This is a genomic window from Nostoc sp. DedVER02 (assembly GCF_034530675.2).
Classification (GTDB): domain Bacteria; phylum Cyanobacteriota; class Cyanobacteriia; order Cyanobacteriales; family Nostocaceae; genus Nostoc.
This window is the reverse complement of sequence record NZ_JAVRCP020000003.1, coordinates 1-16,830: the sequence shown is the minus strand read 5'-3', so window position 1 is coordinate 16,830 and position 16,830 is coordinate 1. Positions and strand designations below refer to the sequence as shown.

The 16,830-nt window shown below is 41.8% G+C and carries 14 protein-coding genes; 8 read left to right on the top strand and 6 right to left on the bottom strand.

The genetic code is table 11. The features are described 5' to 3' along the window. The first annotated feature begins 54 nt into the window (after nucleotides 1-54). A complete protein-coding gene (locus RMZ41_RS05845; protein WP_322643236.1) occupies nucleotides 55-4,023 on the top strand; it encodes a DUF2157 domain-containing protein in 3,969 nt (1,322 codons plus the stop codon). A 135-nt stretch (nucleotides 4,024-4,158) separates the two neighbouring features. On the opposite strand, the gene RMZ41_RS05840 is transcribed toward RMZ41_RS05845, so the two are convergent. Next, a complete protein-coding gene (locus tag RMZ41_RS05840; protein ID WP_322643235.1) occupies nucleotides 4,159-5,601 on the bottom strand; it encodes an ATP-dependent DNA helicase RecQ in 1,443 nt (480 codons plus the stop codon). Between the two features lie 343 nt (nucleotides 5,602-5,944). Next, a complete protein-coding gene (locus RMZ41_RS05835; protein WP_322643234.1) occupies nucleotides 5,945-6,571 on the bottom strand; it encodes a DUF1802 family protein in 627 nt (208 codons plus the stop codon). Between the two features lie 79 nt (nucleotides 6,572-6,650). On the opposite strand from RMZ41_RS05835, the gene RMZ41_RS05830 reads away from it, so the two are divergent. After that, a complete protein-coding gene (locus RMZ41_RS05830) occupies nucleotides 6,651-7,607 on the top strand; it encodes an aldo/keto reductase (RefSeq protein WP_322643233.1) in 957 nt (318 codons plus the stop codon). A 469-nt stretch (nucleotides 7,608-8,076) separates the two neighbouring features. On the opposite strand, the gene RMZ41_RS05825 is transcribed toward RMZ41_RS05830, so the two are convergent. Then, nucleotides 8,077-9,192, bottom strand: a complete 1,116-nt coding sequence (locus RMZ41_RS05825) for an ABC transporter permease (protein WP_322643232.1) — start codon at nucleotides 9,190-9,192, stop codon at nucleotides 8,077-8,079. Nucleotides 9,193-9,341: 149 nt separating this feature from the next. Then, nucleotides 9,342-10,223, bottom strand: coding sequence for an Npun_R2479 family HD domain-containing metalloprotein (locus RMZ41_RS05820; RefSeq protein WP_322643231.1), 882 nt, complete (start codon nucleotides 10,221-10,223; stop codon nucleotides 9,342-9,344). Nucleotides 10,224-10,927: 704 nt separating this feature from the next. On the opposite strand from RMZ41_RS05820, the gene RMZ41_RS05815 reads away from it, so the two are divergent. After that, complete coding sequence (locus tag RMZ41_RS05815) at nucleotides 10,928-11,095, top strand: hypothetical protein (RefSeq protein ID WP_322643230.1); 168 nt, start codon at nucleotides 10,928-10,930, stop codon at nucleotides 11,093-11,095. 16 nt (nucleotides 11,096-11,111) lie between these two features. Here RMZ41_RS05815 and RMZ41_RS05810 read toward each other — a convergent pair whose 3' ends face one another. Next, on the bottom strand, nucleotides 11,112-11,942 hold the full coding sequence (locus RMZ41_RS05810; protein WP_322643229.1) for a peptidoglycan-binding domain-containing protein: 831 nt from the start codon (nucleotides 11,940-11,942) through the stop codon (nucleotides 11,112-11,114). 249 nt (nucleotides 11,943-12,191) lie between these two features. Between RMZ41_RS05810 and RMZ41_RS05805 the strand changes: the two genes are divergently transcribed. Continuing rightward, a complete protein-coding gene (locus RMZ41_RS05805) occupies nucleotides 12,192-12,305 on the top strand; it encodes a hypothetical protein (protein WP_409874855.1) in 114 nt (37 codons plus the stop codon). A 275-nt stretch (nucleotides 12,306-12,580) separates the two neighbouring features. Here RMZ41_RS05805 and ctpA read toward each other — a convergent pair whose 3' ends face one another. Next, nucleotides 12,581-13,825 (bottom strand): carboxyl-terminal processing protease CtpA, encoded by a 1,245-nt coding sequence (ctpA, locus tag RMZ41_RS05800; protein ID WP_322643228.1) that lies wholly within the window; start codon nucleotides 13,823-13,825, stop codon nucleotides 12,581-12,583. 318 nt (nucleotides 13,826-14,143) lie between these two features. Between ctpA and RMZ41_RS05795 the strand changes: the two genes are divergently transcribed. The 4 genes from RMZ41_RS05795 to RMZ41_RS05780 all read left to right on the top strand — a co-directional run bounded on the left by RMZ41_RS05795 (nucleotide 14,144) and on the right by RMZ41_RS05780 (nucleotide 16,644). Next, the gene (locus RMZ41_RS05795) at nucleotides 14,144-14,269 is read left to right on the top strand and encodes a hypothetical protein (protein ID WP_322643227.1); all 126 of its coding nucleotides are present in this window, start codon (nucleotides 14,144-14,146) and stop codon (nucleotides 14,267-14,269) included. Nucleotides 14,270-14,330: 61 nt separating this feature from the next. Next, complete coding sequence (gene petB / locus RMZ41_RS05790) at nucleotides 14,331-14,978, top strand: cytochrome b6 (RefSeq protein ID WP_322643226.1); 648 nt, start codon at nucleotides 14,331-14,333, stop codon at nucleotides 14,976-14,978. A gap of 260 nt (nucleotides 14,979-15,238) precedes the next feature. Then, nucleotides 15,239-15,721: a cytochrome b6-f complex subunit IV gene (gene petD, locus RMZ41_RS05785; RefSeq protein WP_012407122.1), complete on the top strand. Its 483-nt coding sequence runs from the start codon at nucleotides 15,239-15,241 to the stop codon at nucleotides 15,719-15,721. 479 nt (nucleotides 15,722-16,200) lie between these two features. Further along, the gene (locus RMZ41_RS05780) at nucleotides 16,201-16,644 is read left to right on the top strand and encodes an anti-sigma regulatory factor (protein ID WP_322643225.1); all 444 of its coding nucleotides are present in this window, start codon (nucleotides 16,201-16,203) and stop codon (nucleotides 16,642-16,644) included. Nucleotides 16,645-16,830: the final 186 nt, after the last annotated feature.

The window sequence follows — 16,830 nt, the reverse complement described above, 5'->3', positions numbered from 1 at the left end:
AAATATACTTTAATTGAAATTTACTTAAAGTATATACTGATACTGCTGCCGCTTATGTCATCGCCCCTTGAGCGCCCGCTAAAATTTGAAATTAGACTACCATCCTCACATCCTCAGTTGCTAGAAGGACTAGATATATGGTTGCGTTTAGGTTTGATATCCGATACTCAAGTTAAGGAGATATGCCGAGAGTTTCTGGTGTGTACGGTAGCGTTGCAATCCCAGCCAGAAACGAAAAAAAAGGTAACTTTTTTAACTGATGAACCCGAAGAGTTACCCGTAGCCGCTTCCCAATCTCGTCGTCGTAGACAACTGCAACCAAAAACAGCCAAACCCAATTTTGTCAGTACAATGTTGCAGTCTTTGGGCGCAGAACTAAGTGTACGCTGGCTGCTTTTTCTAGGGGTATTTTTGGTAGTCGTATCCTCTGGGGTACTAGCTGCGAGTCAGTGGGAAAAGTTTCCTGCTTCTCTTCAGTATGGAGTTTTATTTGCTTATACTTTAAGTTTTTGGGGGTTAAGCTTTTGGGCGACTAGGCAGAACAACCTTAGATTGACGGCTCAAACTTTGCTGATTGCGACTCTTTTGTTAATTCCAGTCAACTTTTGGGCAATGGATAGCTTTGGGTTGTGGCAAAATCCTCTGGATTTGATTGTAGTTGCGATCGCCTGGCCTACCCTCACTGCTATAACTATTTTACTCTTCAAAAATCGGACTATTTTTCCTAATTTACGTACCGGAAAATTACCTTTAGCCAATATTCTCGGGCTAAGTTATCTGCATTGGGGTTGGCAATTAAAAGGATTCCCCTTGATTGCCGTTTATGTAGCAATGATTGGCACAACCATCATTACCGTTTATCACAATTACCAACAGCCTCGCACTGCAACTGAGGAAGATAGAAGCGATGGCAGTCGGTTAAGTATTAGCTTACCTGCTGCTGTGATTATTTATGCTTTAATAGTGCTGCTAGTGCGGGCGATTTTTGTTGCTAGGGTAGATGTTACGCAATTGGGGTTAGCGATTGGTATTTGTGGTTGGCTAGTGACTTGGTTAGCACAAGAGAGGGCAGGGGGCAGGGGGCAGGGAGCAGGGCAGGGAGCAGGGGGCAGGGGGCAGGGGGCAGGGGAGGAAGTAACTGTAATATTTCCCTCATCTATTGCATTTCCTTCATCTCTCTTCCTCTGGGAAAAGCTTGGTGGTATTCTCCTCTTCTTGGGTTGGCTGGTTTCAGTAGTAAATTATCCTTGGCAAGCAATAGCTGTCAGTGGTTTGGGTTTGTGGTTTGTGGGAAATCGTTTGCAGAGGTATAGTTTAAAGCTAGATTTTGCTGCGGTTTTCGTTATTGGCTTACAGACGATTTGGCTAGGTTGGCGATTAGTACCTGATAGTTTACAGAAATTAGCGATCGCAATTAGCACCCAACTCACAAATTCTCAAAATCAACCTTGGGCATTGCTAGGTATAGCTTTATTTCCCTACATAATTTTGATGGTGGCGCTTACAGATAGCCTACACCGCAGCCAAAAGCGAGAATTAGCCAAATTTGGCGAACTGCTCACCCTTTTACTTGGAGCTTTTTTAACAACGATCGCTATTGTAAATCCGGTATTGCGATCGCTAAATCTGCTATTTTCTACCATCACTCTGGCATTCGTCACTCAACGCCGTTCCCCCTCATCCCTTCCCCTGGTATATCTAACTCACATCATGGGAGTGTTGGCATTTTGCTCTACCATTAATTGGCTGGCACCAACCTTAACTTACCAAGTCTGGGCAAGTATATTATTAGCGCTGATGGTTGCAGAATGGCGATTTAGCGTCAAAGAAGGACTATGGAGAAGTAGCGCATGGGATATTGGTTTAGTACTAGCCGCCGTTAGTTTTTTACTCTTGTGGATGAATACAGAATCATCTTGGTATGGTGTCGTTGATAGCAGAGCTTATTGGGGAACCTTATGGCTAGTTACGCCTATAGCTCTCACTGGTGTGGCAAATTGTACAATTACAGAACGTCGCACTACTACCCGTTACTTGAGTATTTTGGCTGTGGGAGTTGCCCAGTTACTTACTTTACACTTACCAGCAACCAGATTAATTGGTTTAGCGGTAGGTACGGGGCTAATGTTTGTAAATACGCGCTATTTACGAAACCAAATATCTGCGGTAATTACAGAAGGATTTGCTCTGAGTTTCATCGCGGCGCTGCTGTGGATGGGTGTACCTGGTTTACCTCGCCTCATACCAGCAGGTTGGTTTGTCGTAGGCGCGATCGCAACTTTAAGTCTATGGTTAGCGCGGACAATTTGGAACCGACGCGGTAACGAATTAGCCCTTATTTATGCAGCCGCCAGTGATAAATGGGCGATCGCATTGTGTGGTTTTGAGTTGTTTATTTTGACGCTGCACTCAATACTGATTTACTCAGGGTTTCTCACTTCGGGATTTTTGTACATAGCTGCCACTGCAATCACCTTGGTAGCTATTGTTTATCGCAGTTGGCGGCAACCGACAAATTGGGCGTTTTATGGCATCGGTTGGTCATTGGAATTGTTGACTGCCCAAGTGTTGGGATTTGGAGAACACTCAACTGTTAAAATTGCGATCGCAAATATCGCTTTAGGTTTAATCGCTCAACTTTTCGGAGAGTGGTGGCGACGAAGATACCAATTAGAAAAGCTTCCTAGCAGTTTCCACATTTTGCCCTTAATTTATGGTGCATTTAGCGTATTCTTGCGTTTGAACACCTTCACCGAATGGACTGGTTTGTATTCCTTGGGTGTAGCTTTAATAATCATTGGTGTGGGGCGACGGCGTGAGAACTTTAAGCCCTTGCTGTACTTAGGAATAATTGGCGTATCAATTTCTGCTTATGAACTTTTGTTCTATCAAATGTCACAAGCTTCAGGAGGAGCATTAGGTGATGGATTGATTGCCATGTCTGCCCTTGGTGCTAGTATCATGTATGCTTACCGAATATTGTCGCCAAGGCTAGTCAGCTACTTACATCTAACTCCCCAAGAACTTAGAGGAATTGCCCATATCCATTGGGCTTGGAGTAGCTGCTTATTAATGGCTGCCATTCCTCTTCCCATTGCAGTTAACCGTTTGGTGGGATTAGCAACAGGGGTATTTTTGATTCGCTATGCCATCTTTCAGGGAAGAAATTCGCGCACTTCACCCAGTATTTTGGGAGGAATCACAATCGGCGAGATGTGGGTTTACCTTGGCTTATTAGAGGTAGCCGGCATGAGGATCTATTGGCGCGAGACAGCAGTGGGAAAATTTTGGGCTGGGCCGTTACTTCCTTGGAACGGTGCGATCGCTTGTGTGGTAGCCTATTTTCTATACATCCTACCTTGGGAAAGTTGGGGTTGGTCTAAAAAACCTTGGCAACAAGCCGCCTACATTATTCCACTGATAATTTTATGGGAAACCAGACTGCAAACTTACCCCATTACCTTAGTACTCGCAGCTGGATTTTACATCTTCCTAGCAAAGATAGGTGAAAACATCCGTTTTACCTATATTAGTGTGGCGTTAATTGATTGGGCACTTTACCGTTGGTTTGATTCCTTACGCCTGACTGATTTTTTATGGTATGTAACACCAATTGGATTGTCACTACTTTATATTGCTCAAGTCGATACCCAACTGAAGCTACCAGAATACAAAGCACCTCGCCATATTTTGAGATTGCTAGGTAGTGGTTTAATTTGTGGGTGGGCAATTTTATTTAATCAAAATACAGCCTGGATACCTGGAATTTTCAGCCTCATCGCCATTTTTGCCGGATTAGCTTTACGAATACGGGCTTTTCTCTACATTGGTACAGCCACTTTCTTAATCACTACAATCTATCAATCGGTAATTTTTAGTTTGCAGTATTCCTTTTTAAAATGGATTGTTGGCTTACTAGTTGGCATCCTCTTGATTTACATCGCCGCCAACTTTGAAACCCGTCGCACTCAAATAACTACCTTAATTCGTAGCGCCATTGATGAATTTCAATCATGGCAATAAGGCAATACAGTTCAGTTAAGCATTTCTCTCTTCTCTCTGTGTTCTCTGCGTCTCTGTGGTTCGTAAAAAAAATTTACTTTGACAAAACGTTAAGCCTTAACCCAAGCGTATTGAGGCACACTGAAAATAACTTTACTAACGGCAATTATCGCAATGTCCGCAACCCCAGTTAGCAGCTTCCTTGTCAAAACCAAAAGCATTTAACAAAAATTGCCAACGACACTGCTTTGTAGTTAAGTATTGATGCATTTGTTTTGCAGCATGTAACTGCGTCGGTAGCTGATTTCCGGCTTTTTGAGTAATAGTGTAATGGAAAGGATCGAGCCAATTTAACTGTCCATTGCTGTGAAGTAAAGCCAGTGCCGTAGCACCTTCAGGAAATTGCCGGGTTACTGCATTCACTTCTCCCTGTTTCGGTAATTTTTTCACAAGTTGTTGCGCTATTTGTTGCTGCGATCGCATTTTCTCATGAAAAAACTGCTGTCTTTGTTTATCCTCTGAATCTAACCAACCCGTAGGTTCACTCACCAAAGTTAACGCTTCTGCCGGTTTCCCATCCCTTCCAGCCCGGCCTATTTCTTGCACATATTCCGATAGCAGATGTGGCGCATGAAAATGGGCAACCCACCGGACATTACTTTTATTAATCCCCATCCCAAATGCACAGGTACACACCACAAAGGGAATTTCACCACCTAACCAGCTTGCTTCTACTGCACGGCGTTCTGTTGCACCCAATCCGGCATGATAACTAGCCGTGGCATAACCCATATCTGCTAACCATTCAGCTAAATCTTCACTATCGCGCCGAGTCCGAACATAAACTAATCCCGATTGTTGTGGTCTATTTTGAATAAATTTTAATAATTGTTGTTTCCTACCTCGTGGTGTCCAAGCGATGCGAATGCTAGGATGCAAATTAGAACGGTAAGGATTCAAACGAAAAATCTCTGGTTGCTGTAATTGTAAAACTGTTTGAATAATCTTTTGGGCTAAGGGATCGGCAGTCGCAGTAAAAGCGGCGATGCTGATTTTTGTTCCTGGTGGTTTTGATTTTAGCAATGCCGGACGCACCGCCCCTAATCTGCGATAAGCTGGACGAAAAGTATCACCCCACTGTACTAAACAATGGGCTTCATCCAAAATTAAGCCATTAATTTGCAATTGTGGTTGACATAATCTTTCCCACACTGGCGGACTTAGCAAAGTTTCTGGCGATAAATAAAGTAATCTTAACTTTTGAAGTTCTAAAGCTTGCAGAGTTGCACGGCGTTGAGATGAAGATAATTCACTATGCAAAAGTGCAGCTTTTTGGTTGCTTTCTCGTAGTTCCTGTACTTGATTTTCCATTAGCGCCACCAACGGCGAAACTACCAAAGTTAATCCGGTTTGTAGGAGCGCGGGAAGTTGAAAACAAATCGACTTTCCGCCACCTGTGGGCATAATAATTAGTGCATCTTTTTGTGCTAATAAACTGCTGACAATTTCTCCCTGTGGCGGACGGAAATCTTCATAACCCCAAATTTTCTGAAAAGTTGCGCGGACTTCTTGCCAAGATTTTGTAGAAGGCTGATTCATAATCAACAGTAGACGCATCCATATTATTGAATACTGAATATAGCCTCTGTTATCTAGTTAATGGTTCAGTAATTTTATCATCTGATGCCAATTCTGTATGAAGATGCGCCTATAGTGGAAGAAATAAATAACGAACCGCCAAGAACGCCAAGAACGCTAAGAAGAAATAAGAAATTAAGACTAGCTTCAGAAATAAATGGAATGACAGTACAAATTAATGAACATAATCAGGAATTTTAATTAATTATTTGTCAATGTATTAAAATCAAAAATTACGCAGTAAGGGCAATTCATGAATTGCTTTTACTGCGTAGAATGAAGTTGACAACAATATAAACAAGATTTAGCCAAAGATAGGGTTGTGATTGAGCATATCAATCTTCCTATCCATTTTGTCGCCGACAATGCTGCGAATTTTCTCTACTAATTGACTATATGCAAAGTCAGACAAAACTGGTGTTGAACCTTGCAAGTGAATTGGTTGATCTAAATCAATCCATGACTTGCAACCGCCGTATTTAGGATCATAAGGAATTTCTCGCTCTTGGTGTAGTTTATATGTCCGCAGAAGGAGAATATAAAGAGGCTGGCGTGATTTCCATTTGAGGCGATCGCTAATAAAATTATCCTTCCAAATATGGAAGGGAAGCAAGGTGTTGACAAGAAATTCGTCACTAACTGGCAAAATATCGGTAATTTCAGCCCAACTACCAATGCGAACTGTTTCAGGATGCCAACCGGATGTTACTGGATAGACACTATTCGCATACTCAGCTTTCAGCATGAAAGCTTGTTGATGTTCATAAGTAGGATAAAGCAAAATTTCCTTGTGGGCAACTTGGAAATGTCCATTTCGTTCATGGATACCACCTTTGCGGAGCAACATAATTGTTTTTCCGCTTTCCAAGGCATTTACGGCGACTGCCCATTCTTTGAGGGCATGAAAGGTTGTAGTCAATTCCATGAGCATCTAGTGTAACTCTGATTTTATTTCAAGCTAAGACCGATAAAGTGCGAAACTATCCAGGGAAATGAATTAGGAAGCAGTTATGGAAAAGCGATCGCTAGGTACTTCTGATGTGCAAATTACACCCATCCTAATGGGAACTTGGCAAGCTGGTAAAAGAATGTGGGTAGGGATTGAGGATGCTGACTCGATTAAAACCATCCGAGCCGCTTATGAAGCTGGTATCACTACAATTGATACTGCTGAAGTGTATGGTGAAGGACACTCTGAGCGAATTGTTGCTGAAGCTTTATCTGATGTACGCCCTCACGTGGAGTATGCCACAAAAGTTTTTGCCAACCATCTAAAGTATCAACAAGTCATTGAAGCTTGCGATCGCTCCTTAACAAATCTGAAAACTGATTACATCGATCTTTACCAAATACATTGGCCCTCCGGTGCTTTCAATAGTGAAATTGTACCTATCGAGGAAACGATGAGCGCTCTAAACCTGCTCAAAGAGCAAGGTAAAATTCGCGCCATTGGCGTTTCCAATTTTTCCCACGCCCAGTTATCAGAAGCAGCAACTTATGGACGTATTGATAGTTTACAACCACCCTATTCTTTATTCTGGAGGCAGGTAGAACAAGATGCATTGCCCTATTGTATTGAAAACAACATTTCTATCCTTGCTTATTCGCCTTTAGCACAGGGATTGTTAACAGGAAAATTTGGTCTTGGTCATAAATTTGACCCAGCAGATAACCGTGCTAGAAATAAACTGTTTCAAGGCGAAAACTTTGAACATGCTCAAGAAGCACTAGAAAAATTGCGTCCGATAGCCCTTGTTCATAATTGTACTCTTGCCCAATTAGCTTTGGCCTGGTTAATTGCCCAACCCCAAACAAATGCGATCGCTGGGGCGCGTTATCCCGAACAAGCACTAGATAACGCATTAGCTGCTCAAATTAAGCTTTCTGCCGGCGAATTAGCAGAAATTGATGCTATAGGACGTATTGTTACCGACCATCTCGATAACAGTCAAATTATGTGGGAATGATGACAATGCAACTTGGTTAGCCATGTTGAACTCTGAAAGATCCCCTTAACTCTCTTAAAAAGATAGTTGGGGATCAAATCTCTAGCTCTATATTGCAAAACCTAACAAAACGTCAATTTTAGTAAACCAAGGATTGCAACTCATAAATCTAAGTGATAACTTAAATACTAGGACACCAAATAAAATCAAACCAAACAAAGAGGGTAAATGGCTTAGTGTCCCCTGTCATCAACCCAAGCAAATTTCAGCATATTAAGTTATATCAGTGGTAAAAGCCTAATAGAAAAGGCAAAGCCAAATCCCAAAACGGAAAAACGCAAGAATGCTGAATTTGTTAGTTTTAAGTCAACCCTAGTTATTAACTTTCAATTACTTAATTTAGTTTAACAATTTGAAACTTGTAAACTCGATAAAACCTGGTCAACCTCGACCAGGTTTTGTGCTTTTTAATGTGATGTAGAAATAAGCCTTATCTTCTGAGACTGCGCGGGTCAAGGGCATCTCTTAGCCCATCACCAAGTAAGTTGAATGCTAACACTGTGAGGATAATCAGCACAGCCGGCGGCCAGATTAACCAAGGTTGCAGTACCAAAATTGAGGCATTGCTAGCCAGAGAAAGCATATTTCCCCAAGAGGGATCGGGTTGTTGAATTCCTAAGCCAATAAGACTCAATATCGCCTCTGCACCAATAAAGCTGGGAATTGCAAGAGTAGCAGAGATAACTACATAACTAGCCGTTTGCGGCAAAACGTGGCGAAGAATGATATAAAGTGGATTTCCGCCCATCGCGCGTGCTGCTTGGACAAATTCGCGCTCTTTAATTGATAGTACCTGTCCGCGAATGACCCGTGCTAAACCAGCCCAGCTAATAACCGAAGTAATCACTACAATTAGTAAAAAACGCTGGGTACTGCTTAAACCAGCTGGTAAGACTGCCCCTAAAGTCACCAAAAGATAAATGCTAGGGAAAGTCATTAGCACTTCTGCTAAACGCATAATGACGCTATCAGTTACACCTCCGAAATAGCCGGAAATTCCACCGATGAGCAAACCCAGGGGATAGGTAATGATGATACCAAAAATTCCGATAAACATACTGATACGACCGCCATGTAGAAGGCGACTGAATTGGTCGCGGCCTTGGTCATCAGTGCCCAAGATGTTAATTTTTGCGCCAGTTGTTGTGCCAAATAAATGCCAATTTAAAGGAATACCAGGAAAGATTGTGACTTCATCCCACTGAGGAGGTAGTGGCAAACTCATTTGCAACAATCGGTATTCTGGGCCAGAGACAAATAGACGCAAAGGTGATGGCTTTTTGAAGTCTACAATGAGTTTGCGATCGCCTGTTTCTAAATTTGTGTCTCCCTGAGTCGTGGGATACACATGGGGCCCGATAAACTGCCCTGACTGAGAAACCCAGTGTATCTGAGTTGGCGGCAGCAGTGAACCATTGGCCTGTGAGGCGTAAGGGTCATAAGGAGCCACAAAATCTGCTGCAATTACTGCTATGTAAAAAATTAACAGCAAAATTGCCCCAAATTGTGCTAAAGGATTTTTCTTTAGTCGTCGCCACCAATCCATAGTAGTTAGGAGTTATAAGTTATGAGTTATGAGTTCTTAAAGTTTTATCTTAATTCATAACTCATGATTAATAATTTTCAACAGACGCGATTAATCGCGTCTCTACTCCTACCTTTTGTACAGACGCGATTAATCGCGTCTCCCAAGTCTCAATTTCCCACCGCTAATTTCTCTAAATAACGCTGCTGTTCTTGCTGTTGTTTTTCGTGTTCTACAACAAATACGTTTGAGTAAAGATTAGCCAGAATTTGTTTGCCCTGTTGTGTCAATGATAGGTAATGCAATCCCTCTTGGATATATGGATAGACACCATTCCAGTAAAACTTAGCGTAGTTATTCCGTAAATCGGCAGGGGTTTTATATCCCAAAACTTTGTTTACACCAGTTTCTTCAAACTCGTAAAATAATGAAGTAATTTTCTTCAGATAACGCGGGTCGCTTAGTTGACCAATCAAATCAGCTGCCCGAACTAACCCAGCAAAGCACTTTGTATCTTGATGATCTTCTGCCGCAGGTACGGGAAACCGAGTCAATTCAATATTGCTCTTTATTGCCTCAGCATCTATTAACTTGTGACCTCCAAAACGTTCATCAATAAAAAGCTTGGCTCTATCAACATGATACGGCGTGAGACTAGCATCAGAAGCGCCAGGAGCTACAGAAACCATTCTGCCATTTTTACCTGTGGAATATAAACCTGCTCCTTCTTGATCTTGTCGGCAAACTCCCTTAACGTAGCCAATATCATGGCTGACCAAGGAAATGATACAATGCAACCAGTCTTCACTGGAAACACCACCTTCTCTGATGTGTTTGCCACGTAAGATTTCTTGCCCCACAAGGGTAACAAGAACAGTGTGTTCAACATTGTGATAGAGGGCATCACTATTGGCAATGTTTTCCAAAGCCATGTTACCAGCCCAGGCGATAATGTCTTGATAATCATTTTTGAAACAGCCATAAGTGCGACGGTAGCCTTCTCGTATTTCATCTACAAAGGCATCAATTAAAATTTCAGTTGCATTAAACATATCTGCTTACTCTGGTAAATACCAATTATTTATTGTTTTGCATTGATTTCAAAATTCCATCATCAGGGCCACCTGGCTGGAATTATGGAGTTTGCTCCTTTGTAACTCACGTGTAACTGTGAGCGCTAGCTTTACCTATGCTTGGATACATGGCTTTCTAAGAACACTAAGGCTTTAGAGGAATTATTGGTTGCGTAAACAAAACAGTTTTTTGGTCTAAGAAAGTACATCTGCTGTTGAAGTTTTAATTAAATAAATCTAGATTAGTTTTATCAGTCTTTCATATTTAAGTATCGGTTGGCGGTGATCTAAATGCCTATAGTGTGTGACCTAGAGTAGCTAGATGAGGTGGGATAATTTTTGTATCCTAATATCTATATCAAATTATTAAGTATATATCCTTAGTAATTACACTGAGCAAAAAAGTTTTATTATATACTTTTATCCAGCAATAACCTCATCTATGAAATGCGCCATAGTTAATAGGAAGTAAATAAATTTCAAGTTTTCTTAAGAAAATACCAAAATTGGTATGTATAAAAAGAAAGTGTAGGTAGAACTGTGAGCGATGAAAGTGTTTCAGAAGTCGAGGTGGAAGAATCTGTCACGTCTAAAGATGCTAGCTTTTTAAGCAAATTCAGATCAAAAAACAACCAGGGTATGGTTGAAGTCATTATTCTTGGGTACTGGTCGCTATTGGTGAAATGGGTGTATTAAGTCGTTTTCCATCCCGTCAACAAAGCGTGGTAGCGGATAAAACAGTTAACGCAGCGATGACAGTCACCGTTGCTACAGTAGAAACTGACCGTGTTATCCGTACCCTTAAAACTAAGTTGACTGTACCCCTCTACCTGTGTAATTCATTTACCTGAAAAACCCTGTATTTGTTTACTTCTTATTCCAGAGGCTTAAAAATGCTTGAGAGATGGCTGGGGTAATCTGACTTTGTAAGTGATTTAGGGCATCACGATGATTTTGATTGTTGTCATCATAATAAGTGAACAAATTTGTCAGCTTAACAATCTCAGGATTTTGATCGTTTGTCCCTCTCCATTTGTTAGTAACTTTGTGTAAAACGTCCTTGGGTAGGTTTTGTTGTAAGTTATTTAACGCTGCAATATAAGAAGGATTTTGAGGATTCTTTTTAAATTGGAAGCACAAATCTATCAACTTGAGTTGTGCTTGTGGCGGCTGCGGCGGCTTATCTTTTAGGCTAGGTTGCTGTAAAATTTGACGCTGTTCAATAGTGGCAATCCCGTTTTCAGTTAAACCCTGAGATTTCTGAAATTTCTTGACTGCGGTATAAGTGGCTGGCCCATAAAAAGGCAAGTCTTTTGGAATTTCGGCAGTGGTTGCGAAACCGTGAAACTTTAATCTATTCTGAAGTCCTTTGACTGTCTCTTCCATTAAAGCTCGAGTTTCGGCATCAGCGTTACCATTTACCGCAAGTTTTTGTGAGTACTGTTTCTGAAACTTTTTAATCGCTTCTTCAGTAGGATCGTCTGTCAATGAGTTGTTATTTCGCTTCCAGGGAGCGAATTTAGTCATATCCGGCTTTGGATCGATCTCAGGGGCTAAATATCCTAACCCGATTAAGATATGACGGATGACTTCAGGGCTACTAATGGCCATACTTTTTGGTTCCTTTGCGACTAAACTACCATTTAATGTATCTTGTTTGACAAAAATTAAGTAAGTAGAGAGAAACAAATCTAACATATTTTATTTGCAAGGCATTCCAAAAATTAAGCCATCTGTAACAAGAGAATACAACTCTTTGAGACGTTCGGCGTAGGTTACTACACACTGGTGGTATATGACTTACGCAAAATTAAACGTTATCAGGGCAATACCTTGCGGTAAGAAAGGGGGGTTTTAAGGTTTGGTGAGCGATCGCGGAAATTACCATCTGGGTTGGTAGTGTTTCTAGTCAAGGTACAGACTTAGGATTAGCGATCGCTTCGTCAAATTATTGTCGAAAAACACGATGGTCAAATCAGCTTCGAGTCGGAACTTGGCAAAGGCACAACATTTACGTTGACTCTGCCTACCACAGGTATCGTCTTAACTGTAAAAAGCTAGATTAACGCCAGTAGGGTAGCACTACTGTGCTACCCTACGATAAATCTATATGTCTCAAAATTTGAGGTATGGCACAAACCTTGGTGGTTAGGACATCAACAAATGATGAAACTTAGACACAAAAAGACTTTTCACCCAGTCCCCAGTCCCTTGCTATAAATGCCATAACCGCGTAATTAGCTTAATCAAGAAACCTTTCCTCTCCAAATCGCAGAGAAACGGAACGAAAGTTCAAAGCAAAGAAAGATTTCTTGAAACTCCTAACTCCTAAGTTTTTAAACTTTTCCCGCCACAACCGAACCTTTCTTCAAAAGTTCCACTGCTGCTTGATATTGCAAATCCGCTTCCGTGCCAATCTGTTCGCGGTTAATTGGATCTTGGGAAATCACTTTATTTGGCTTAATACCTAATTTGTTAATATCCCGGTGTTGAGGAGTTTCATACTTAGCAATTGTGACTGCCAAGCCAGAACCATCTGATAATTCAAATAAAGATTGAATTAGACCCTTACCAAAGGTGGTTTCACCTACCAACTGGGCACGACCGTTATCTTGGAGTGCGCCTGCCAGAATTTCGCTAGCACTGGCAGTTCCTTGATTCACCAAAATTACTAGAGGATCGTTCGTCAAGGCTGGGCCAAAGGCTTCAAAACTACCTTGAATGCCTTGTCGATTCACAGTGTAAACGATAGTACCAGAATCTAACCACAGACGAGCGATTTCAATTCCTGATTGCAATAACCCTCCAGGATTATTTCGTAAATCTAGAATGTAGGCATCAGCGCCTTTTTTTTCTAGACTAGAAATAGCGTGTGCCAACTCCGTTGAGGCGTTGGCATTAAATTGAGTGAGGCGTAGGTAGCCAATGGGCGTACCTTCAGTAGAAACACGCAATTCGGAAACCACAGGGTTAAGAGCGATGCGATCGCGCGTTAGTCTAATTTCCGTTTCTGGCTCTCCGTCCCGTTCAATCAGGAGAGTAACAAGGCTACCACTAGGGCCCCGCATTTTAGTTGCAGCTTCATCTAGGGTAAGATTTTTTGTAGGAACGCCCTCAATTTTAAGAATGCGATCGCGTGGTCTAATCCCCGCTTTGTCTGCTGGTGAACCCGCTATGGGAGCCACTACTTCCAACTTCCCACTCTCAGGATTCAGGACAATTTGTAATCCTACCCCAGTCAGTTCCCCAGAAGTATTGACTTGTAAGCTGCGGTACTGCTCCGGGTCTAAAAAGCGGGTAAAAGGGTCATCAAGGCTCTTGAGCATCTTCCCAATTGCCGCATAACTGGCACTTGAGTCTGGAAGTGGCTTCTCTAGAACCTTTTGCCGTACAGCCGCCCAGTTCTGATGATTAAATGTCTCATCTAGATAAGTGCGATTAACAATTCGCCAAACTTCCGAAACCAGCTTTTGTTCGCCAGTCAAAGCCACCGCAGGCTGTGTAAGCGTACCAAACGCCAACCAAAACGCCATTAATAACGAAAAACCAACCTGAAAGACTTGTTTGTTCATGAACCCCATTATCAATTCCACCTCAACCGAAATTGCCTAGAAATGCTCAGTTGCCCTGTTGTTGATGAAATCTATCTCTCGATTATGTTACTTTTTTTATAGAAGTGGTGCATTTCTCTCATCAAGTTGTTCAGTCAACTGATGCGTTGTATCCACTCACGAAAGGATAAAATCTACTTTGTGTCCACCATTTTGTGTGCAGGGGCGTAAAGAGATCGCAATATATTCCTTCTTTACAGAGTGTAAAGTTTCTGAAGACTCTTCGCACGCTGAAAGCTAACAAGTAAACGAAAAAACTCGCTTTTACTAAAATCCCAAATTTGCTAATTGGGAGAGAAGTCACAAGAGGCGGCTTATGAGAAGTCCTTAGACAATTCTGTTGTTACCTTAGTCTGCGGCAAACCCTTGGGCGAACCCGCAGGATGCCAAGGCTGGGAACCATCAGAATTTTAGTCGCCGATTTAGAACTTCGGGATTTATTAACCGCAACCGACTTTTAGGAACTTGAGATTGTATGGCCAACGTTTCCGACTGGTTTGAGGAACGCCTGGAGATTCAGGCACTCGCTGAAGACGTTACTAGTAAGTACGTCCCTCCCCACGTCAACATTTTCTACTGCCTGGGTGGAATTACCCTGGTTTGCTTTCTCATCCAGTTTGCCACTGGATTTGCCATGACGTTCTACTACAGGCCAACAGTCACTGAAGCTTTCTCCTCAGTGGAGTACATCATGAATGAAGTCAACTTCGGTTGGCTAATTCGCTCCATCCATCGCTGGTCTGCCAGCATGATGGTGTTGATGATGATTTTGCACGTCTTCCGGGTTTATCTCACAGGTGGTTTCAAAAAACCCCGCGAGTTGACCTGGGTTAGCGGTGTGATCCTAGCTGTAATTACAGTTTCCTTTGGAGTCACCGGTTATTCCCTCCCTTGGGATCAAGTTGGCTACTGGGCTGTAAAAATTGTTAGTGGTGTACCAGAAGCAATTCCCGTAGTTGGCGTTCTGATCTCCGACCTGCTGCGTGGTGGTTCAAGTGTTGGTCAAGCAACACTAACTCGTTACTACAGCGCCCACACCTTTGTACTGCCTTGGTTGATTGCAGTCTTCATGCTGTTTCACTTCTTGATGATCCGCAAGCAAGGCATTTCTGGGCCTTTGTAATCTTAGTTATTAGCGAAAGGTAAAATTTGTCAGTTTTCAGATTGAAGTTGTTTGTTTTAAACTTATGAAACACAATAAATTTAATTGCACGTAAGTTCCAACAAACAAACACTTGTATTTGAAGCCTTAAGCTGTAAATTCCCTCCAGGCGGCTGACCGTAGATAAACAAAACGCTACCTCCCGCCTGCTAGGGTTGCCTAGTAGCTGATAGCCTTCACAAATGCTTTAATTTAACTTAAGCAGGAGAGTACATTTCAAAATGGCAACACAAAAAAAACCTGACCTGAGCGATCCTCAGTTAAGAGCTAAACTCGCTAAAGGCATGGGTCACAATTACTATGGTGAACCCGCTTGGCCTAATGACTTACTTTATGTATTTCCAATCGTGATCATGGGTTCTTTCGCTGCAATTGTGGCTCTAGCTGTCCTAGATCCCGCAATGACCGGTGAACCAGCAAATCCTTTCGCCACACCATTGGAAATTTTGCCAGAGTGGTATTTATATCCAGTATTCCAAATTTTGCGATCGCTTCCTAACAAACTTTTAGGAGTGTTAGCAATGGGTTCTGTACCAGTTGGGCTAATTCTCGTTCCTTTTATTGAGAACGTCAACAAGTTCCAAAACCCCTTCCGCCGTCCAGTTGCAACCACAGTCTTCCTCGTTGGTACTCTTGTCACCGTGTGGCTGGGTATTGGTGCTGCCTTGCCATTGGATAAATCTTTGACCTTGGGACTATTCTAAATTAGTCTCCTCAAAGTGCTTTAACGCCTGTAAGTTTCAAGAGTGTATACAGATGTGCTTTTGAAAAAAATCTACAGGCGTTAATTTTAAAAGGATTACGGAAGTCCCCACCCTACTACGAGACGCTACTCAAACAACTCGTAGTAGGGTAGGGATTAATAGTCTTCAATCAATAAGGCATTAAGCATAATTCTTCTTTTCTCTCTGTTCTCTGCATTTTGAGTGGTTTAATCAAATACTTTTCAACCGCAGAGGCACAAGAGATGCAGAGGAGAAAGCAAGTTCTCAAATATAAACATTTTTTACTTAATTAACATAAGTTGCTAGTTACAATCCTTGAAATGCCAAAATCGTTAATGTTTTGTATTTTGGTACACAAAATATCTCAATTTAGATTTTTATATATCAAAAAAATTTGGCGAATAGTGCAAAATTTAATAACTAGCAACTTAGGTTTATTTATATTTAAGTCACAGTTAATGTTTACTATAGTGCAGCAAGACCATCTTAAGGTTAAGAGCGAACTCACTCTCCTAAACCAGGTGCAAGAATGGTTTGAGCAATTTTGTCTGCAACATTTGGCTCAACTTGGCTGGTCAAAAACCCAACTTGATCGCCTCAATTTAGCATTAGCAGAAGGCTTTACCAACGCTGTTCGTCACGCTCATCATGCTTTACCCCCAGAAACAACCATTGACATTAACGTTGATCTGTGGATGGATCGACTAGAGATTAGAATTTGGGATTATGGAAAACCCTTCAATCCCGATGCGATCGCAGAGCCAGCCCCAGGTACTCTACAGGTAGGCGGGTATGGATGGTTTCTCCTGCGGCGGTTGGCAGATCGTGTTGTATACGAACGTGGTGCAGATGGTAGAAATTGCCTTCTGATTGTCAAATACTCTCAAGAAGCACAAAAGTAAAAGTGGAGTTGAGCCACTTACTTTAAAACAAAAGCATAAGCAGAAGAGGTTTTTGCTTTAATGTGTAGTTAATTGATTGATAAGAATATACTCCTTTTTAATAGTTTTTGGTTGAGTCGATGGGGAGTATTATCTCCCGCACCTCTCAGTTAGATCCGTGCGTACCCGTTTCCGTGTACACGGCTC